This window comes from Actinocrinis sp., from assembly GCF_035605935.1.
Lineage (GTDB): Bacteria > Actinomycetota > Actinomycetes > Streptomycetales > Catenulisporaceae > Actinocrinis.
Window position 1 is genome coordinate 14925 of the sequence record NZ_DATNGK010000081.1, and the last position, 20460, is coordinate 35384.

13 protein-coding genes are annotated in these 20460 nt (G+C 68.1%); 10 read left to right on the forward strand and 3 right to left on the reverse strand.

The window, feature by feature from the left end; all coding sequences use genetic code 11:
* Positions 1 to 85 precede the first annotated feature (85 nt).
* The gene (locus tag VN779_RS07290) at positions 86 to 1441 is read left to right on the forward strand and encodes a TIR-like protein FxsC (RefSeq protein WP_325721451.1); all 1356 of its coding nucleotides are present in this window, start codon (positions 86 to 88) and stop codon (positions 1439 to 1441) included.
* The gene (gene fxsT / locus VN779_RS07295) at positions 1438 to 5391 is read left to right on the forward strand and encodes an FxSxx-COOH system tetratricopeptide repeat protein (RefSeq protein ID WP_325721452.1); all 3954 of its coding nucleotides are present in this window, start codon (positions 1438 to 1440) and stop codon (positions 5389 to 5391) included. The genes VN779_RS07290 and fxsT overlap by 4 nt, the downstream gene beginning before the upstream one ends.
* 37 nt (positions 5392 to 5428) lie before the next feature.
* Here fxsT and VN779_RS07300 read toward each other — a convergent pair whose 3' ends face one another.
* Positions 5429 to 6277 (reverse strand): alpha/beta fold hydrolase, encoded by an 849-nt coding sequence (locus VN779_RS07300; protein WP_325721453.1) that lies wholly within the window; start codon positions 6275 to 6277, stop codon positions 5429 to 5431.
* A gap of 298 nt (positions 6278 to 6575) precedes the next feature.
* On the opposite strand from VN779_RS07300, the gene VN779_RS07305 reads away from it, so the two are divergent.
* On the forward strand, positions 6576 to 7337 hold the full coding sequence (locus VN779_RS07305) for a hypothetical protein (RefSeq protein ID WP_325721454.1): 762 nt from the start codon (positions 6576 to 6578) through the stop codon (positions 7335 to 7337).
* 18 nt (positions 7338 to 7355) lie between these two features.
* Here the strand turns inward: VN779_RS07305 and VN779_RS07310 are convergent, their stop codons facing one another.
* Both VN779_RS07310 and VN779_RS07315 read right to left on the reverse strand, forming a co-directional pair.
* Positions 7356 to 9608: an ATP-dependent RecD-like DNA helicase gene (locus tag VN779_RS07310; protein WP_325721456.1), complete on the reverse strand. Its 2253-nt coding sequence runs from the start codon at positions 9606 to 9608 to the stop codon at positions 7356 to 7358.
* Between the two features lie 87 nt (positions 9609 to 9695).
* Positions 9696 to 11756, reverse strand: coding sequence for a glycosyltransferase family 39 protein (locus VN779_RS07315; protein ID WP_325721458.1), 2061 nt, complete (start codon positions 11754 to 11756; stop codon positions 9696 to 9698).
* A 139-nt stretch (positions 11757 to 11895) separates the two neighbouring features.
* Between VN779_RS07315 and VN779_RS07320 the strand changes: the two genes are divergently transcribed.
* The 7 genes from VN779_RS07320 to VN779_RS07350 form a co-directional block, all read left to right on the forward strand.
* Positions 11896 to 13797 carry an ABC transporter ATP-binding protein gene (locus VN779_RS07320; protein ID WP_325721459.1) on the forward strand — a complete coding sequence of 634 codons (1902 nt, stop codon included), beginning with the start codon at positions 11896 to 11898 and terminating at the stop codon, positions 13795 to 13797.
* Positions 13794 to 15701, forward strand: a complete 1908-nt coding sequence (locus VN779_RS07325; protein WP_325721461.1) for an ABC transporter ATP-binding protein — start codon at positions 13794 to 13796, stop codon at positions 15699 to 15701. Before VN779_RS07320 ends, VN779_RS07325 begins: the two co-directional genes overlap by 4 nt.
* Before the next feature lie 287 nt (positions 15702 to 15988).
* A complete protein-coding gene (locus VN779_RS07330) occupies positions 15989 to 17392 on the forward strand; it encodes an ABC transporter substrate-binding protein (protein ID WP_414639605.1) in 1404 nt (467 codons plus the stop codon).
* Between the two features lie 58 nt (positions 17393 to 17450).
* Complete coding sequence (locus tag VN779_RS07335) at positions 17451 to 18458, forward strand: sugar ABC transporter permease (RefSeq protein WP_325721465.1); 1008 nt, start codon at positions 17451 to 17453, stop codon at positions 18456 to 18458.
* Positions 18455 to 19414: a carbohydrate ABC transporter permease gene (locus VN779_RS07340; protein WP_325721467.1), complete on the forward strand. Its 960-nt coding sequence runs from the start codon at positions 18455 to 18457 to the stop codon at positions 19412 to 19414. The genes VN779_RS07335 and VN779_RS07340 overlap by 4 nt, the downstream gene beginning before the upstream one ends.
* Before the next feature lie 115 nt (positions 19415 to 19529).
* A complete protein-coding gene (locus tag VN779_RS07345; RefSeq protein ID WP_325721469.1) occupies positions 19530 to 19928 on the forward strand; it encodes a hypothetical protein in 399 nt (132 codons plus the stop codon).
* Positions 19929 to 20161: 233 nt separating this feature from the next.
* A partial coding sequence (locus VN779_RS07350; protein ID WP_325721471.1) for a type II toxin-antitoxin system RelE/ParE family toxin occupies positions 20162 to 20460 on the forward strand: 299 nt, incomplete at its 3' end.

A 20460-nucleotide genomic window follows, 5' to 3' on the forward strand; every position in this document is an offset into this window, starting at 1 on the left:
GAGGTTTCACCGCCGTCCCCCTTGGACACCAGAGTTCTTATAAGGGGCCGCCGGAGCCATCCGGTCCGGGGAGGGGAGGCTGGTCGTGCCGTCGGAGGGCGGAGCCGAACCGTCACCGCTGTACTTCTTCCTCAGCTACGCCCACAGCAGCGGGGTCGGACCGCAGGACCGCTTCGAGCGCGACTCGCTGGTACACCGCTTCGAGGAAGATCTGAGCAGGGCGGTGCTCGAACGCGCCCAGCATCCGCGCGCGATCGTGCCCGGACGCTCCGACGCGCACATCCCGGTCGGCGGATTATGGCGTAACCGCCTGGCCATCGCGCTGGCCACGTGCCGATCCTTCGTGGCGCTGTACTGCGCCGAATACTTCGACAGCCAGGACTGCGGGATGGAATGGAGTGCGTTCGCGGACCGGATCCACCGCGATCATGTGCTCTACAACGTGCACCGCGAGGCGTTCATCCCGGTCCTGTGGCTACCGGTGCGCACCGAGTCCATGCCGGCGGCGCTGAAGGACGTGCAGTATCTGCACCCTCACCTCGGGCCCGAATACCACGAGCACGGTCTTCGATATCTGATGACCCACCGGGAGCTGCGGGAGAAGTACAGCCGCGCGGTCGATTTCTTCGCCGAGCGGGTGACGGCGGTCGCGGAGACCGACGCGCCCTCCCCGACCGTCCCGCCGCCGATGTATCAGGACTTACGCAACGCCTTCGCTGTCCAAGGTCCGATCGACAACACGGATCGGCCGAGGCTGCGCATCGTCGTCGCCGCACCGCGTCGCAGCCGGCTGCCGCGCGGCTGCGATCCGGAAGCGTACGGCGCCGAGGCGTTCCATTGGCGCCCTTTCCTGCCCGACTACGAAGGCGAAGTCGCGCAGACCGCCAAGCGGCTGGCCGAATCATTGCACTTTCACGCCTTCATCGAGAGCGCCGAACGCTCTCGCGAGCTGATGCCCACCGCCGACCCAACCGCGCCTACCATCCTGCTGGTCGATCCCTGGGCCGTTCAGATTCCAGACCTCGCACAGCGGCTCAACGCCTTCGACCGGCGCACTGCGGACAAGGGCTGGATACGCCTGGTCATCCCGTGGAACCGCAACAACCGGCACTCCGCCGCGCACGAGGTGGATCTCGAAAGCGGCTTAGAGCGCACCCTCTCACGCACCGTGACACGCTGCCGCTGGGAGACCTCGCGCGCCGTCGACGGCCTCGAATCGATCGACGACCTGATCACTGACCTGCCGGCCGCGATATGGGCCGCCGAGCGCAACTATGTGAACCTGGCGAAGACCTACCCGCCCATCAGCCCCGGCTCCAGCTCGCCGCGAAAACGGCTGCGCCTGCGCGCACCCGGCCTCGGCTCCGGCGGGCTGCGCCCGGCGGGCTATCAGGACAACCAGGACGACGAACCGCCAGAAGCACGGGAGGACCGTCCATGACAGGCCCGCGTGACGGGAAGATCGTCACCTTCTACTCGTACAAGGGCGGTACCGGTCGCACCATGGCGCTGGCGAACGCCGCCTGGATCCTGGCCAGCGCCGGCAAGCGGGTCCTCGCCGTGGACTGGGACCTGGAGTCCCCGGGCCTGCACCGCTTCTTCCACCCCTTCCTCGACCTGTCCGCGGTCGCCGACACCCCCGGCGTCATCGACATGATCCGGCAGTACCGGTTCGCCACCACGGTGGAGAAGCCCGGGCGGCCGCTGGACTGGCACCGCGAGTACGCGCGGGTCGGGGAGAACACCGTGTCGCTGGAGTGGGAGTTCCCGCACGGCGGCGTGCTGCACTTCATGTCGGCGGGCAGCCAGAATCAGGACTATTCCGCGACGCTGGCCGGAATCGACTGGGACGAGTTCTACGAGAAGCGCGGCGGCGGCGAGTTCTTCGACGCCATGCGCGACGAGATGACCGGCAATTACGACTACACGCTGATCGACAGCAGAACGGGCCTAAGCGACGTCGCCGAGATCTGCACCCTGCACTTCCCGCACATCCTGGTTACCTGCTTCACGCTGAGCGAGCAAGGCATCGAAGGCTCGGCCACCGTGGCGCAGCACATTGACACACAGTACGCCTCACGTGGTATCAGGATCCTTCCGGTGCCGACGCGGATCGATGAGGGCGAGAAGGAGAAGGCCGACGCGGGCCGTGCGCTCGCCCGCAACCGGTTCGTCTCGATGCCGCGCGGAATGAACGACGCCGAACGCACCCAGTACTGGGGTTCGGTGGAGGTGCCATACCGGCCGTTCTACGCATACGAGGAGACGCTGGCCACCTTCGGCGACCGGCCCGGCCTGCAGAACTCGCTGCTCTCCACCTTCGAGCGCCTGGTGGGGTACATCACCGAAGGCGAGGTCACCTCCTCCGAACCGGTGCCGGAGCCGGAGCGGCAGCGGGTCCTGGCCGCCTTCACCCGCCGCCGCCCGCCGCACCCCGGCGACATCGTGCTCAGCTACGTGCCCGAGGACCGGATGTGGGCCGAGTGGGTATCGGCGCTGCTGGAGCGGGCCGGGATGCAGACCGTGCAGTTCGACGCGGACAGTCTCGCGCAGTCGCCGGCCACGATGGCCGCGCTCTCCCGCAACCGGACCCTGGCCATCGTTTCCGAGTCGTATCTCAGCTCCCGCAACGCGATGGCGTTCGTGCGCGCGGTGGCCGACACCGATCCATCGCGCAGTCGCGGCCAGTTGATAGCGCTCAATGTGGCCGAGGTGCGTTCGGCGGAACCGTTCACCGGGCGTCCGGCCCTGGAACTCGGCGGGCTGTCCGCGGCCGCCGCCACCGAGGCCGTGCTGCGTGCCTTCGATCTGCCCGCGCCGACCGGGGTCGCCGATCCGACGCGCCCGGCTCCGCGTTTTCCCGGTGCCGCGCCGCTGATCTGGAATGTGGGACCGCGCAACGCCACCTTCACCGGCCGCAATCCGGTGTTGGAGCATCTGCGCAGCCAGTTGGCGTCCAAGAGCGTCTCGGTCGTGCTGCCCGTCGCGCTGCACGGACTCGGCGGCGTCGGCAAGACCCAGGTAGCACTCGAATATACACACCGGTTCAAAGCCGACTACGACCTGATCTGGTGGCTCGACGCCGAACAGCCGGGCCTGATCAACCAGTCCCTCGCGGAACTGGCCCGCAGGCTCGGCATCCGCGTCGGGGAGAGCGAGGCGGAGGCGGCCCGAGAGGCCCTGGACCGGCTGCGCATCGGCGGTTCGCCGTATCAGCGCTGGCTGCTGGTGTTCGACAACGCGGACGACCCGAACGACCTGAGGCCCTACCTGCCCGCGGGTTCCGGGCACACGCTGATCACCAGCCGCAACCAGTCTTGGACACAGGTGGCGGAGCCGCTCGAGATCGACGTGTTCGCCCGTGAGGAGTCGGTCGCGCACCTGTCGCGCCGTATACCCTCGCTCAGCGTCGCCGACGCCGACCGGGTCGCCGAGGTGCTCGGCGACCTGCCGCTCGCGGTCGAGGTCGCCTCCGCGTGGCTGTCGGAGACCGGAACCTCGGTCGAGGACTACCTGGACTCGCTGGAGCAGGAGAGCACCAGGATCCTGTCGCTCGGCCAGCCGGCGGGATATCCGCGTAATCTCGAGGCGACCTGGAAGATCTCGCTCGACCGGCTCGCCGAGCGTTCCAAGGCGGGTCAGCGGCTGCTGTACATGTGCGCCTTCCTCGCGCCGAACATCTCGCTGGACCTGATCTACGGTCAGCAGACTGTTGACGCGCTGGTGCCGTTGGACGGGTCGCTGCGTGTGCCGATGATGCTCGGGCGGGTCACCCAGGAGGTCAACCGGCTGGCATTGGCCCGCATCGACGCGCAGAAGAACGAGCTACAGATCCACCGGCTAATGCAGGCCTATCTGAAAAACCAGCTCGAGCCGGCGGAGCGCAACGACACTGTCCACCTGGTACACCGCATTCTCGCGGCGGCGCGGCCGCCCCGAGGCGACACCGACGACCCGAAGAACTGGGAGCAGTACGCGCTGATCTGGCCGCACCTGACCCCGTCTGAAGCAGTGGCCTGCGACGAGGAGCCGGTGCGTCAGCTGCTGATCGACTGGGTGCGCTACCAGTGGAAGAGCGGCGCGTTCGACAGCGCGCTGGAACTAGCGCAGACCTTGGACACCGCGTGGTCGGCCGCGCTCGCCGGACAGACCACCCAGGCGCCCGGCGACGAGGCGCAGGACCTGTTGCGCCGTCAGTTGCTGCACCTGCGCTTCCACATCGGCAACATCTATCGCTCGCAGGGCAAGTTCCAGCAGGCCCGCGAGATGAATCAGTCGGTGCGCGCGGAGCAGGAGGCCGCGCTGCCGCCCAACGATCTGCACACCCTGATGACCGCCGGCGGCCTGGCCGCCGACCTGCGCGGCCTCGGCCAGTTCGCGGAAGCGCTGCGCATGGACGAGGACACCTACAACAGCCTCAAGGAGATCTTCGGCGAGGACCACGAGCGCACCCTGTCCGCGGCGAACAACCTCGCCGTCTCCTGCCGCCTGGTCGGCGACAACGTGCGCGCCCGAGACCTGGACCGCGACACGCTGCGCCGCCGCCGCACGGTGCTCGGGCCCAAGCACCCGTACACCCTCTTCTCCGTCACCGCGCTGGCCCGCGACCTGCGCGAGCTCGGCGAGTACGACGAGTCCATCAGCCTGCTCGAATCGGCCTACGAGGACTACCGCGCGGAGTTGGACGAAAGCTTCCAGGAGACTCTGCGCACGGCCACCTCGCTGGCGATCTCGCTGCGCGAGGCGGGTCAGCATCCGAAGGCGCGTGAGCTGACCGAGCAGACGCTCGCCCTCTACGCGAAAGAGTTCGACACCGAGACCCCGGACGCGCTCGCCTGCAAGATCAACCTTGCGGCGGATCAAGCGGCGACGGGCAACGCCGTGGCCGCGGCACAGACGACCGCCGAGACGCTCGTCGCGTATGAAGCCCGATTGGGCGTCGAGCACCCGTACTCGCACGTGTGCCGTAACAACATGGCGGTCTACCTGCTGCGCGCCGGGCGGGTGCAGGACGCCGAGGACACGATCCGGCACGCCCACACCGGTTTCCTGTCACGGTTCGTCAAGGACCACCCCTACGTGCTGTCCGCCGCGGTTAATCTGGCCAACTGCCTTGTCGCGCGCGGGGAGTTCGCCGAGGCGGCGCGGCTGGATCAGGAGACGTATGAGGGCTTCGTCAACCGGCTCGGCGAGATCCACCCGGACACGATGGCGACCGGCCTGAACCTCTCGCTGGACCTGGACGCAGTCGGTCAGAGCGCCCGGGCGCGGTCGATGCGTGAACAACTGCTGCCCGCCTTGGCCGCGAAGCTGGGCGACGACCACCCGACCGTGGTGACCGCGCGGCGGCGCGAGCGTACCGACCGGGAGCTCGAGCCACAGCCGACCTGACCGGTGTTCAGGCTGACCGGGGACGCGGCGGCCGCCGTCAGGCGACGAGCCGGCCTGTCGAGTCCTCGGCCAGCCAGTTCAGCACCCTGGGCAGCACCTTCATCGCGCCGAAGTGCGCTGAGTCCTTGTCCAGGACCAGTTCGGCGCCGGCGATGCGCTGGGCGAGCCAGCGGCTGTGCGCGACCGGCGAGAAGATGTCGAGTTCGCCGTGCCAGAGCAGCACCGGGCGCTCGATCGCCGTCACCTCGAAACCCCAGGGCCGCACGAACGAATAGGCGTCGTCGATCCAACCGGTGTCCGAGTCCTTCAACGCCTCGATGAAGTTGTCCAGCAGCATGCTGCGAATGCTGTAGTCGGCGACGACCCGGCGATCGGCGATCGGCAGGTCGGCGGGATCGAACGGAAGTTCCGCGAGCGGATCGCGCCGGATGCGGTCGGCGTAGGCGCTGATCCGCGCGGCCAGTACTTCGTAGCCGGCCTCGGCGCTGCGGTACTCGTCGATGTTGGACTGGGTCATCCCGGCGTACCAGTCCAGTCCTTCGGCGTCCCAAGGCGCCAACGCCACCAGCACGGCTACTCGGGTGACCCGTTTCGGCAGCAGCGCGGCGCAGGCCAAGGCGTGCGGCGCGCCGCCGGACCGGCCCACCACCGCGAATCGATCCAGTCCGAGGTGATCGGCGATGGCCGCGACGTCCTCGGCTGCGTGCGCAACCGTGCGGCCGGGCAGCGGATCGGAGCCGCCATACCCCGGCCGGTCGTGGCAGATGAGCCGGATGCCGAGCCGATAGAGCACGGCGTGCCGAGGATGCGGCCCGACCCGGCTGCCCGGCGTGCCGTGAAACAGGAACACCGGCTCGCCGTCCGGTGCACCCCAGCTTTCGTACATCAGAGTGCGACCGTCAGCAGCCTGAACCATCGACCTCACAGGCGCCCCTCCTGTGTCGTGCCGAACATGCAATGAGGGCTCCGCTATCAGAGCCCGGTTATCATCTTCCCCGCGGCCGGTGCCGGTTAACGGCGCGTTTCGGGCGGGCGACGGCGAGAGCACGACACCGGACGGCGCCCGCGCAACCGCCGGATTCGCCAGGCTGGTTTCAGCCCGGTTGCCGGACCGCGCGATATTCGCATGAGACTATGGCGCCACCAGCCAGGTCTCCATCTCAACCCAATTTCGGACGGACGGCATGAGCACGCGCATCGCGTTCATCGACGCGTTGAACGCGAAAGGACGCTGCGAAGTCGCCTCGACGCGGATCGCCGCGAATGAGCCGGGCTATGACCCGCTGGCCGTGCTGCCCGGCGACGACTGGGAGCCGCTGACTCCCGCTGACGTGGCGGGGCTGCGGCCGGGTGACGACACTCCGGACAGCGCGGTGCACGAGGTGATTCGCTTGCCGCTGCGGCCGGGGGAAATTGACCAGATCCGGGCGCACAGCGTCGAGTTCGATCTCGACGACCCTGGTCGGCCCAGCCCATTCGATCCGTTCGGCGGCCGGCATCCGAGCATCTTCCTCGGCCATACCGACAGCCCGGCCGGACAGCGCACCACGACCGTTGACCAGCGCGTCAACCGGCGCACCGGAATCCACCTCGACAACTGGGACAAGCTGCCGCTGGCGCAGCGGGATCGCAGCCGCCGGCGCCTGGCGCTTAATCTCGGCCCCGGCGATCGGTACGTGCTGCTTGCGACGCTGGACATCCGCGACCTGTGCGCGCAGCAGGCACTCGACGCTCCGTTCCCACGCACCGGGGACGTTCGCGAGTTTATGCGGCGCGGCGGAGACCTGCGCTGTGTGCGGATCCGATTCGAGCCCGGCGAGGGCTACATCGCGCCCACGGAGCTGGTTCCGCATGACGGCTCGACGCTCGGCATCGAGCAGTCGTCGCGCATCGCGTTCTGGCTCGGAGACTGGCCGACCGGCCTCTTTCCGGCCGCGGTCTCCTGACGTTCAGTTCAGTTCAGTTCAGTTCAGCGTCCCGTCCAGCCGCAGGTCCAGTGCCGTGTGGCGGCGACCGGACCCGGCCGTGCGCACCGCCTGCGCGAGGGCACGCTCCGAGCCGACCAGGACCACGAGTTTCTTGGCGCGGGTGACCGCGGTGTAGAGCAGGTTGCGTTGGAGCATCGTCCACGCGCTGGTGGTCACCGGAATCACCACGGCCGGGTATTCAGAGCCCTGCGACCGGTGCACGGTGACCGCGTATGCGTGCTGGAGTTCATCGAGCTCGGCGAAGTCGTACGCGATCAGCTCGTCCTCATCGGTGCGCACCGTCAGCTTCTGGTCGTCCGGTTCGATGCCCGTCACGATCCCGCCGGTGCCGTTGAAGACCCCGTTCGCACCTTTGTCGTAGTTATTCCTGATCTGCGTCACCTTGTCGCCGACCCGGTAGACCCGGCCGCCGAAGCGCCGCTCGGGAGCGCCGTCGCGGTGCGGGGTGAGCGCCTGCTGAAGCAGCACATTGAGGTTCCCCGCTCCGGCCGGTCCGCGATGCATGGGAGCGAGCACCTGCACATCACGCCGCGGGTCGAAGCCGAAGCGGCGCGGCACCCGGCTGACCGCGAGGTCGACCACCAGGTCGGCGGCCTTCTCCGAGTCGTCCTCGGCGAAGAGGTGGAAGTCGGGGTACTCGCGCAGACGCAGCGGCTTTCCGGCGTTGATCCGGTGCGCGTTGACGACGACGCCGGACTGCTGCGCCTGCCGGAACACCTGCGTCAGCCGGACCCGCGGGATCGGCTCGGCGTCGAGCAGGTCCCGCAGCACCTCGCCCGCTCCGACGCTCGGCAGCTGGTCCACATCGCCGACCAGCAGCAGGTGCGTGCCGGGCGCTATCGCCTTGGCGAGCTTGTTCGCGAGCAGGACGTCGAGCATCGACGCTTCGTCGACGACCACGAGATCTGCTTCGAGCGGCCGGTCCTTGTCGTAGGCCGCGTCGCCGCCCGGCTTGAGTTCAAGCAGCCGGTGCACGGTCGCGGCCTCGGCGCCGGTCAGCTCCGCCAGCCGTTTGGCGGCGCGGCCGGTCGGCGCGGCGAGCACCACCTTGGCCCGCTTCGCGCGGGCGAGTTCCACGATGGAGCGGACGGTGAAGGACTTGCCGCAGCCGGGGCCTCCGGTGAGCACCGCGAGTCGGCTGGTGAGCGCGAGCCGCACCGCCTGCTCCTGCTCTGGCGCCAGCGCGTTGCCGGTGCGCGCCCGCAGCCAAGTCAGGGCTTTGTCCCAGTCGATCTGCTGGAATTGGGCGAGCTTGTCCTCGCCGGCGTTCTTCAGCCGCAGCAGCTGCGCGGCGAGCGCTACCTCGGCGCGGTGGAACGGCACGAGGTAGATCGCCTCGGTGTCCGCCCACTCCCCCGGCAGCGTTTCGCGCACCGCCCCCTCCGCCGCGATCAGCTGTTCGAGGCAGGAATCGCAGAGCGCTGCGTCCACGGTGAGGATCTTGACGGCCGCCTCGATCAGCTTCTCCCGCGGCAGGAAGCAGTTTCCGGCATCAGAAGCCTGTGACAGCGTGTACTGCAGCCCGGCTTTCACCCGCTCCGGAGAGTCGTGCGGGATGCCGACCGCCTTCGCGATGGCGTCCGCGGTCTTGAAGCCGATGCCCCACACGTCCGCGGCCAGCTTGTAGGGCTCTGCCTTGACCACCTCGATGGCCGTGTCGCCGTATTCCTTGTAGATGCGCACCGCGATCGAGGTGGTGACGCCGACCGACTGCAGGAAGACCATCACCTCCTTGATGGCCTTCTGCTCGATCCAGGCGTCCGCGATCAGCTTTGTGCGCTTCGGGCCGAGCGTCGGCACCTCGACCAGCCGTTGCGCATCAGTCTCGATGATGGTGAGCGTGTCGGTGCCGAAGTGTTCGACGATGCGCTCGGCGAGCTTGGGCCCGATGCCCTTGATCAGGCCGGAGCCGAGGTAGCGCTGAATGCCCTGTATGGTCGCGGGCAGGACGGTTGTGTAATTCTCGACCTGAAACTGCCGGCCGTATTGCGCGTGCGAGCCCCAACGACCGCGCATGCGCAGCGATTCGCCGGGTTGCGCGCCGAGCAACGCGCCGACGACGGTCAGCAGATCGGCAGAGCCGCGGCCAGTGTCGACGCGGGCAACGGTGTAGCCGGTCTCCTCGTTGGCATAGGTGATGCGTTCGAGGACGCCTTCGAGCACGGCCAGGTGGAAGTTCGGGCCTTCCCCCTCCGTTTCAGCATCCCTCGCCTCTTTAGCCGCCGCCATGACCGCAGCTTATCGGGCGGATGCGACAGCCCGGCCCGGAACTTGCGGGTTCCGGGCCGGTCTGTGGACAACTCGTGGACGCGCCGGTCAGGCCGTGCTCGTGCTGGTCGCGGAGGTGAGGTCGTACACGGTCACGCCGCCCACCGTCTGCGCGGTGAAGTGCGACTTGACCCAGCTCGCGATCTGCGCGGCGCTGGAGCTTGAGCCGCCGGTCGAGCCGGAGATGTAGTAGTGGATCTTCCCTTGCTGCACGTACTGCTCGAACTGGGCCAGGGTCGGGGTCGGGTCGGTGCCGTTGAACCCGCCGATGGCCATCACCGGATCGCCGCTGGCCAGCTGATAGCTCGCCGCGTTGTTCGAGCCGATGGTGGCGGCGGCCCAGGTGTACTTGCCCGCGTTCGCCTGAAGCAGTTGGGTGAGCGCCGAACTGACGGTCGATCCGTTCAGCAGGCCGCCCATGCCGCCCGCCGAGCCACCGCCGAAGCCGCCTTGGGATGTGCCGCCTTGGGATGTGCCGCCTTGTGTCGTGCTGCCTTGCCCAAACGGCGAACCCTGACTCTGCGTCTGGCTCTGCCCTTGACCGCCGCGCAATCCGCCGAAGTTGCCGCCGCCTGGCCCGCCGAACCCGCCTCGGCCCGCGCCGCCAGGTCCGCCGAATCCGCCCGCCGACGCGGGACCGGCGCTCGGGATCGCTCCGGTGTGCGCGGTGTTGACCGTGTCCAGCGTGTACACCGCCGGTCCGAGCAGGAGCGCCACCAGCCCGGCGACTGCGGCCCACCGCACCACGGTCTTCGGTGCCCGCGCCGCCAGCGCGACGATCCCGGCCGAGGCCAGACCGCCGATCAGCACGACGTATCGCAGCCAGGGCAGGTATTCAGGTGTCCGGTTCAGCAGGACAAACGCCCACACCGCGCCGACCGCGATCGCGGCCCCGAGCGCCACCGCCGCCTTGTCGTTCGCCCGCCGCCGCCACAGCATCATCGCGCCGATGCCGACGACCGCGCCGATCGCAGGAGCGAGCGCAACCGTGTAGTACGGATGGAAGATCCCTGCCATGTAAGAGAACACCGCGCCGGTCAGCACCAGCCAGCCGCCCCACAGCAGCAGCGCCGCGCGCTCCGGGTCCGTGCGCCGTGCGCGGCGCGTCGCCCATAGCCCGAAGCCGAGCAGCAGCAGCGCGGTCGGCAGCAACCAGGAGATCTGCGAGCCGACCTCGGAGCCGAACATCCTGGTCCAGCCGGTCGCGCCCCAGCCGCCGCCACCGCCGCCCACCGAGCCGGTCTCGTCGCCGGTGAGCCGGCCGAAGCCGTTGTAGCCGAAGGTGAGGGAGAGGAAGTCATTGTCCTGCGATCCGCCGATGTACGGCCGGTCAGCCGCCGGAATCAGCTCGACGACGGCGACCCACCAGCCGCCCGCGACCACCATGGCCAGCGTCGCGACGCCGATCTGCCGGACCCGGCGCCACAGCGTCGTCGGCGCGGCGACCAAATAGACCAGCGCGAACGCGGGCAGCACGAGGAACGCTTGCAGCGTCTTGGTCAAGAACGCGAAGCCGATGCACGCACCGGCCAGCGCGAGCCATCGAGTCTGCGCACGCGTTGACTCGACGCTCGTCACGGCGCGCACCACGCCGTACGCCCCAAGGGTCATCAGCAGCACGAGCAGCGCGTCTGGGTTGTTGAACCGGAACATCAGCGCGGCGACCGGCGTGAGGGCCAGCACCGCGCCGGCGATGAGCCCGGCCGCGTGGCCCGACGTGCGCCGCACCGCTGCGTACAGCACGCCGACCGACGCGACGCCTTCGAGCGCCTGCGGCAGCAGGATCGCGAACGAGTTGACGCCGAACAGCCGCGCGGACAGCTCCATCAGCCAGAGCGAGGCCGGCGGTTTGTCCACGGTGATGAAGTTCGAGGCGTCCGAGGAGCCGAAGAAGAACGCCTTCCAGCTCTTCGTGCCCGCCTGGACCGCCGCCGAGTAGAACGGATTCGCCCAGCCGGATACCGACAGGTTCCACAGATAGAGCGCTGCAGTCGCGGCAAGCAGTATGAACAGCGCTCTTCGCTGCCATGGGAAGCGTCCGGGCGGCCGGCCGCCGTGCGTCACTACATCAGTCACTACGTTCGTGCGTTGCTCCACGGTCGCTGTCATGGCCTTCACGCTGCCCCACCTCGATGAGCCGCTCATGAGACGGGCGTGGGATCCGGTTTCGAACCGCGAAAATCGAATTGACCGACGCGGCGTTCGAAACCAGGGTGGGCCCCTCCCCACCCAACCCGCGTAGGACGGTATGACATCGAGCCTCGCCATCCGGATCAAACTCCTGAAACTATTTCCGGACGCCGGATATCCGATCACCACGCTGTATGCCGCTCTCCTAGTCATCAGCGTGCTGTTGCCCGCTGCCACGGCGCTCGCCACCGCCGCCGTCGTCAGCCGGATCGAGGCACACGCCGGACATCCGGGCGCGTTCTCATTCGCCGCGCCGCCGCTGATCTTCCTCGCCGCCGCGCTCGTGGGCGCGCAACTGGTCGCCGCAGCGAACTGGCCGGTGCTCGACGTGGCGTACTCGCGGATCAACGCGACACACCGCGAGCGGCTCGCGCTGCTCGCGCTCGGCACCCCGACGATCACCGAACTGGAGCGGCCGCACGTGCAGGACCTGATCAAGGCGGCCTCGGCGGAATCGACGACCTGGGTGGAGAAGACCCCGGCCGACGGCGCGCTCAGCCAACTCCAGCTAATAGCGCGCTATCTGGGCGTGGCCGCCTCCGCGCTCGTCGTCGCCCGCTTCTCCTGGTGGCTGGTGCCCGTGATCGTGGTGCCCGCGTTCGTGGCGCGCGCGGTCGGCCGCCGCGAATGGCTGTCGCACTTCCGGATCTGGCGGCGCGGCATCGCCGAGAACCGGCAGTTCAGGTACTGGGGAAACGTCGCCACGTCACCGGCGGAGGGCAAGGAACTGCGCATCTTCGGGCTCGAAGACTGGCTTGTCGCGCGTGGTCAGCGACACATGCGCGCGCACCTCGACCCGACTTTCGCCAGCCACCACCGGGTCGCGCGTTCGAAGTGGCTGATCGCGATCCTCATCTTCGTGCCGCTCGCCGTGGCGTTCACCGGGGTCGGCCTCGCGACGGCGCACGGACACGGCACGCTTGCCGCCGAGACGGTCGTACTCACGTCCGCCTGGTCGGTCTTCGCGGCGATCGGCGGAACGTACGACGCGATGGCGATCGAGGGCGCGACGCCCGTCATGGAGGCCTATGACGAGCTGGAGCAGCTGCTCGCCGCACGGCTTCACTCCAGCCGCAGTCCCGCTCCTGCTCCCGCCTTCTTCTCCACCGCTGCCGCCACCGCCACCGCCACCGCCGCGCCGGAGCACCGCCCGGCGCCCCTGGTCCGCTTCGAAGGAGTCGGCTTCGCCTATCCCGACTCGACCCGCACCATCCTGGACGCCCTCAGTTTCGAGATCCGGCCCGGAGAACTGCTCGCGGTGGTCGGGCTCAACGGCGCCGGCAAGTCCACCATGACCAAGATCCTCGCCGGTCTCTACGAGCCAACCGAGGGCCGGGTCACCGCTGACGGCGTGGATATCAGGGATCTCGGCCACGCCGCGTGGCGTCGTCAGCTGTCGATCGTCTTCCAGGATTTCGTCAAGTACCCGCTGACCGCCCGCGAGAACGTACAGCTCGGCGCCTCCACCGGTGATACTCACGCGGCGCAGGACGTTCTGGAGAGCGCCGCCCGCGACTCCGGCCTGATCGACGCGCTCGACCGGCTCCCGCTCGGCTGGGACACGCCGCTGTCCAAGTCGCGGGAGCACGGCGTCGACCTGTCCGGCGGGCAATGGCAGCAGGTCGTGCTTGCCCGCGCGTTGTTCGCCGTGCGAACGGGCGCGCGCATTCTCGTGCTCGACGAACCGACCGCGCATCTGGACGTACGAACCGAGTTCGAGGTCTTTCAGCGACTCGCCGACGCCGCCAGCGAGGCAAGCGTGGTGCTGATCTCGCATCGTCTGTCCACGGTGCGCCAAGCCGACCGGATCGTGCTGCTCGACGCCGGCCGGATCGCCGAATCCGGTTCGCACGACGAGCTGATCGCGCGCGGCGGCCGCTACGCCGAGATGTTCGCCATCCAGGCCGAGCGCTTCGTGCGCGGCTACCAGGACGTCCTGGAACAGGGAGAACTACCGTGAACGCGGCTTCGAGCCCAGAGTCGAGCGCCGAGACGAACCCGGAGCCAAACCGCTCCTATAGCACCACCGTGTCCGCAACCGCGCCCGAACCCGAGGAAGCGCTCGGTCCCGATCTGCGGGCCGGCCTTGCCCTCTGGCGCGAGCTGATGCGGCTTAGCTGGCGGCAAAGCAAGGTGCGGTGCGTCACCGTGATTGGCGCGCTCATCCTCGACACGTGCGCCATCGCGCTCATCGGCGTCAGCCTGCGCGCCATCGTCTCGGGCTCCGTGCATCACACAACCAGCGCAGTTATCGTCGGGGCGCTCGGCGCGGCGTTGGCATACACGGTGAACCAGTGCATCGGCGAGATCGGCGGCATGATGCGGATCGAGCTGGCCGAGGTCGTCGCGATGCACCAGATCGTGCCGGAAGTGCGACGCGGCGCGATCGGTATCGAGACCGTCGACCACCTCGAGCGCTCCGCATACCTCGACCGGCTCACCCTGGTCGAGAACAACGCTTGGGGCATCGTGGACTCGGCGTGGGCGGCGGTCGAGTCGGTCGGCTTCATCGCCAGGCTCGCGCTCACCCTCGGCCTGCTCGGCAGCGTCAGCCCACTGCTGTTCCTGATCCTGGGCGCCAGCGCGATCCCGGTGCTCTTCGAGCGGCGGGGCCGGATGGGCGTCAAGGCCGCCGAGATCGCCCGCTCAGCCGACCGCAGGCTGCAACGAGACCTCTTCGAGCTTGCCGTCTCCGCGGCGGCGGGCAAGGAGCTACGGGTCAGCGGCGCCGGGCCTGAGCTCGTACGCCGCCAGCGCGCCGCGGCGGATCGGGCCGAGGGGATCTGGATCAGGGCGCGAATCCGCTCGGCGATCTGGGCCGCGGCTGGCTGGTGCCTGTTCTCGCTCTGCTTCGTCAGCGGGCTTGCCGTAGTCGTGCGCAGCGCCGCGGACAATCCTGGGCGTATCGGCGACATCGTGCTCACGGTCACGGTCGGCACGCAGCTGCGGATGATCGTCGAGCAAGCGGTCCGGCGTTCGGCCGACACCGGCGGATACACCCGGGTGCTACGCCCCTTCCGCTGGCTGCGGCGCTACCGGGACCACCAGTACGCGCTCGCCGGTCCCGGTCTGCACCCGCCGACCCGCCTTTCCTCCGGCATCACCTTCGACAACGTCACCTTCAGCTATCCCGGCACGGATCGCCGCGCCGTGCGCGACCTGACGGTCCATCTACCTGCCGGCTCGGTGGTCGCGGTGGTCGGCGAGTACGGCTCAGGCAAGACGACGCTCGTCAAGCTCGTGACGAAGCTCTACCGCCCAGATCGCGGCCGCATCCTGGTCGACGACGTCGATCTCGCCGACGTCGACACTCCCGCCTGGCGGTCCGTCACCAGCGCCGCGTTCCAGGATTTCGGCCGGTATCACACCTCGTTCGCCGAGGCGGTCGGCTTCGGCGACGTCTCAGCCATCGACGATATCGCCCGCATCGAACAGGCCGTCAGCGACGCCGACGCCGACGCTCTCGTGCGCCGCCTTCCCGACGGCCTGAACACGCGGCTGGGCCGCCAGTTCGGCGGCGTGGAGGTCTCCGAGGGCCAGTGGCAGAAGATCGCGCTGGCCCGCGCCTCCATGCGCCCGGCTCCGCTGCTGTTCGTGCTGGACGAGCCGACCGCCTCCCTCGACGCGCCGAGCGAGCACGCGATCTTCGAGCGCTACATGCGCCGGGCCCGCGAGATCGCCGAGCACTCCGGCGGTATCACCCTCGTGGTCTCGCACCGCTTCTCGACCGTCGCCGGCGCGGATCTGATCCTGGTGATGGAGGGCGGTCAGCTCGCCGAGTGCGGTACGCATGAGCAGTTGCTCGCCGCCAACGCGCGCTACGCCGCGCTTTACTCCCTCCAGGCGACCGCCTACGCCAATTGAGTCCGCCTTTCCCAGCTTCCACCCGTTCGGCCCAATTCTGCAGGTAAAAGCATCCATCTGGCCGCTATCCGTGAAACTTTCAAAAGCGAGAGGCCTCGCCGGCCCGCCCCTTGCCTGATCTCGCGTCCACCGGACGGGTTGGCCGAATCGTTACCGGGTTGATCCACCAGTAACGCTGGACGGGACAACAAAAGCAAGGTTGCATCTCAGGTGTCGTTTCTCGGGCCGAGTCAACGACTTTCCTGAGGACGCACCGGTAATCAGCGAGTCAGGGATCGAGGACGATGATGTTCACAAGCTCTGGCACACGGGGGCTCACGACCCGGAGCCACGACGATCGCAAGCGGTCGCGTTCGAAGCGCCGCGTATTGCTGACCGCCGCCGCCTCGGCATCGCTGCTCGCAGCAGCGTGCAGCAGCGGCTCCAAGGGCGCGCAGGCCGTACCAACCCTCACGGGCGATTGCGCGCAGTTCCAGGCCTACGCCGGCCACTCCGGCACCACTGTCACGATGTTCGCCTCGATCATCAGCCCCGAGTCGGACTCCTTGCAGAAGTCCTGGGCGAAGTTCTCCCAGTGCACCGGAATCAAGATCTCCTATGAGGGCTCGAACGACTTCGAGTCGCAGCTGGCGGTCCGCGTCTCCGGCGGCAACGCCCCGGACATCGCGGTCATCCCGCAGCCCGGTCTGCTCGCCCAGATGGTCAAGACGCACAAGGTGGCCAAGCCGCCGGCGACGACTGTGTCCAACGAGAACAACTGGGGGGCGATCTGGAAGCAGTACGCCACGGTCAACGGCACCTTCTACGCGGCGCCGATGAGCGCCAACATGAAGTCGCTGGTCTGGTACTCGCCCAAGGCGTTCAGCGCGGCCGGCTACCAGGTGCCGACGACCTGGGACCAGCTGATGTCGCTTTCGGCGAAGATCGCGGCCTCGGGTAAGGGCAAGCCGTGGTGCGGCGGTATCTCCTCCGGCACCGCGACCGGCTGGCCGGCCACCGACTGGCTCGAGGAGGTCGTGCTCGGCAAGGACGGCGGCCAGGTCTACGACGACTGGGTCAGCCACAAGGTGAAGTTCTCCGACCCGCCGATCCAGTCCGCGATGCAGACCGTGGCGGGCTGGATGCAGAACCCTGCGTGGGTCAACGGCGGCTTCGGTGACGTCAAGACCATCGCGACCACCACCTTCCAGGACGCGGGCAAGCCGATCCTCAAGGGCCAGTGCTGGATGCTGCAGCAGGCCTCGTTCTACGAGGCGCAGTGGCCGACCGGCACCAAGGTCGCCCCGGACGGCGACGTGTTCGCGTTCTACCTGCCGGCCGCCGGCAACACCCAGACCCCGGTCGAGGGTGGCGGCGAGTTCGTGACCGCGTTCTCCTCGCGTCCCGAGGTGCAGGCGGTGCAGAACTACCTGTCCACCCCGGATTGGGCGGACTCGCGCATCAAGGTCGCGCCCGGATGGGTCTCGGCCAACGAGAAGGTCGACAAGAGCCTGTACACCGACCCGATCGACCAGCTGTCCGCCAAGTACCTGACCGACCCGAACGCGACATTCCGGTTCGACGCCTCGGACCTGATGCCCGCCGCGGTCGGCGCGGGCCAGGAGTGGAAGTCGTTCACCGCCTGGTTCGGCCAGGGCCAGAGCACCACGCAGGTCGCCTCCGACATCGATGCCGCTTGGCCCAGCTCGTGACGTACGGTTCCACCAAGTTTGACGCCTCGTCCGGCCTCCGTATCACGGAGGCCGGATGATGGCCGCGCAGACACAAGAGATCCTCGCCAGCACGGCGAGCGACGCGTTCTCGAAGCTGGGGCAGACCGGCGAGGCGTTGCTGATCTTCTTCGGCATCGGGCTGATCATCTTCGTCGCGGCCGGCCGGGCGACCGGTCGGCTGCACCGTCCGCTGACCATTGCGGTGCTGCTCGGGCCCGCGCTGATCCTGCTGGCGGTCGGGCTGGTCGTCCCGGCGATCCGCACGATCTTCCTCAGTTTCTACAGCGACGACTCCTCGGTCTTCCTCGGCGGCAGGAACTACGGCTGGGCGTTCACCAACGGCGCGGCGCAACAGGCCCTGCTCAACACCCTGTTGTGGATCATCATCGCGCCGTTCGTGGCCACCGGGCTCGGGTTGCTGCTCGCCGTTCTGGTGGACCGGGTCAAATTCCAGTCGCTGTACAAGTCGCTGATCTTCATGCCGATGGCGATCTCCTTCGTCGGCGCGTCGATCATCTGGAAGTTCGTCTACGACTACCGGGCACCGGGTCAGCCACAGACCGGGCTGCTCAGCCAGATCGTGATCAAGCTCGGCTGGAGCAATCCGCCCAACTGGATCCTGAGCCATCCACTGAACAACTTCCTGCTCATGGTGATCATGATCTGGTCGCAGACCGGATTCGCCATGGTGGTGCTCTCGGCCGCGATCAAGGCGATCCCGGACGACATCATCGACGCGGCGAAGGTGGACGGCGCCAAGGGCCTGGCGATGGCGTTCCGGATCACGTTCCCGATGATCCGCAACACCCTGATCGTGGTGCTCACCACGGTCATGATCATCACACTGAAGCTGTTCGACATCATCCGGACCATGACCGGCGGTAACTTCGGGACCGAGGTGCTGGCCAACGACATGTACTCGCAGACCTTCGTGAACTTCGACACCGGGAAGGGCAGCGCGCTCGCGGTCATCCTGTTCGCCGGAGTCTTGCCGCTGGTCGGGTACAACATCGTGCTGCTGCGCAGGGAAAGGCAGATCCGGTGAGTACGCCTGCCGAAGTCGTCTCCCCCATCAAGACCGCGCCGGCCGAGCCCGGGGCGAAGGCGGTCCGGCGTTCCTTCTCCTCCCCGCTGGCCACCGGGCTGGTCCTGCTCCTCACAGTGCTGTGGACGGTACCGACCTTCGGCCTGTTCGTGGCCTCATTCCGGCCCTCCGGGGCCTCGGCCACCTCGGGCTGGTGGACGGCGTTCGCGCATCCGCACCTGACCATCTCGAACTACGACACGGTGCTGTTCCAGAGCGCCAACTTCGGCGGTTCGAGCGGCATCATGCCGTTCCTGGTCAACTCGCTGGCGATCACCATCCCGGGCACGCTCTTCCCGCTGACGCTCGCGGCGATGGCGGCGTACGTGCTGGCGTGGGTGAAGTTCCGGGGCAGCGACGCGCTGTTCTTCTTCATCTTCGCGCTGCAGGTGGTGCCGTTGCAGTTGGCGCTGGTGCCGCTGCTCCAGCTGTTCTCCGGCGGGGCGCACATCGGCACGGTGGCGCTCATCCCGGCGCTGAACGTCAGCGGCACATACGTGTCGCTGTGGACGGCGCACACGATGTTCGCGCTGCCGCTGGCGGTGTATCTGCTGCACAACTTCATCGCGCAGATCCCGCGGGACCTGATCGAGGCCGGGCTGGTCGACGGAGCGTCGCACTTCCGGGTGTTCCGCACGATCATCCTGCCGCTGGCGACCCCGGCCCTGGCCGCATTCGCCATCTTCCAGTTCCTGTGGGTGTGGAACGACCTTCTGGTCGGCCTGACCTTTGCGGGAGGCACGCCCCAGGTCGAACCGCTCACCGTGCGGCTTTCCCAGATGGTGGGGTCGTTCGGCGGGCGCTGGGAGTTGCTGACCGCGGGCGCGTTCGTGTCCATCGTCATCCCGCTCGCAGTGTTCTTCTCGCTCCAGCGCTACTTCGTGCGCGGCCTGCTGGCCGGCTCGGTGAAGGGCTGATCGCGGGCGGCACGCGGGCAGGTGGCATGACTGACTGGGCGTCGGTTCGGTATCCCGGACCGGCGCCCAGTCAGCACATTGAAGTACCCATCGGGACAGGGAGCAGGTATCGCGCATGCCCGAGAAGTCAGTAGCCGCAAAACTGCTCGTCAAGCCGGATTCGAGGTTCTGGCTCTCCCACGAAGACAGGCTCGCGCTCATCGCACCGCTGCCGGACAACGTAGAGATCGTCCCGGCGATCGGTGAGGCGACGGCGGCTGTCATGTTCGCCGACAGCGCGTCAGACCTGCGTCAGCTCCTCGGCAAGCACGCCGACGAGGAGTTGGCTGCGCCCGCGGCGTTCTGGGTCGCGTATCCGAAGGCGAACAAGGCGGACATCAACCGCGACACGCTCTGGCCGATCCTCGCCGAGCGCGGCATGCGCCCCATCAGCCAGGTCGCGATCGACGAAACCTGGTCTGCCCTGCGCTTCCGCGCCCTCAAGCCGGGCGAGGAGTTCAAGCCGGGCGCGTAAGCACCGGCCAAGCACAGCGGCTCCGCTGCGCTCCGCAGATGACGCCTGCGGCTGGCGCGCTCCGCGCGGAAGATCGCCCACTCGCCCGCCCTGCTCCGCGTCCTCGCTGGCGCTCGGCCGCTACGCGAATCAGAGCGCTGGCTCATCGCCGACGATCCGGCAAAAGGGTCACGGAGGTTCGGGGTGATCTCATTTCGGCCGGATCGGCAGACGCGTCTCATAACATCCGTGTTATGAAATGGGGTACACTTGAGCTGGAGCCTGAAGTTGAAGAGTGGTACGGCAAGCTCGATGACGCACGGCGCGCCCAGGCGTATATGCACTTTGAACTGCTTGAGGAGATGGGCATATCGCTCGGGATGCCATACGCACGGCAACTGAATGGGCAGCTCTGGGAGTTGCGTTTCTACTGTGGCGGCGTGCAACAAAGAGTGAGCTACTGGATCGCGCCCGGGCGCCGGATCGTCCTGCTTACCGTCTTTCACAAGACGAAGCGCCGCGAGCAGGCGGAGATTGAAAGAGCGACGCGGGC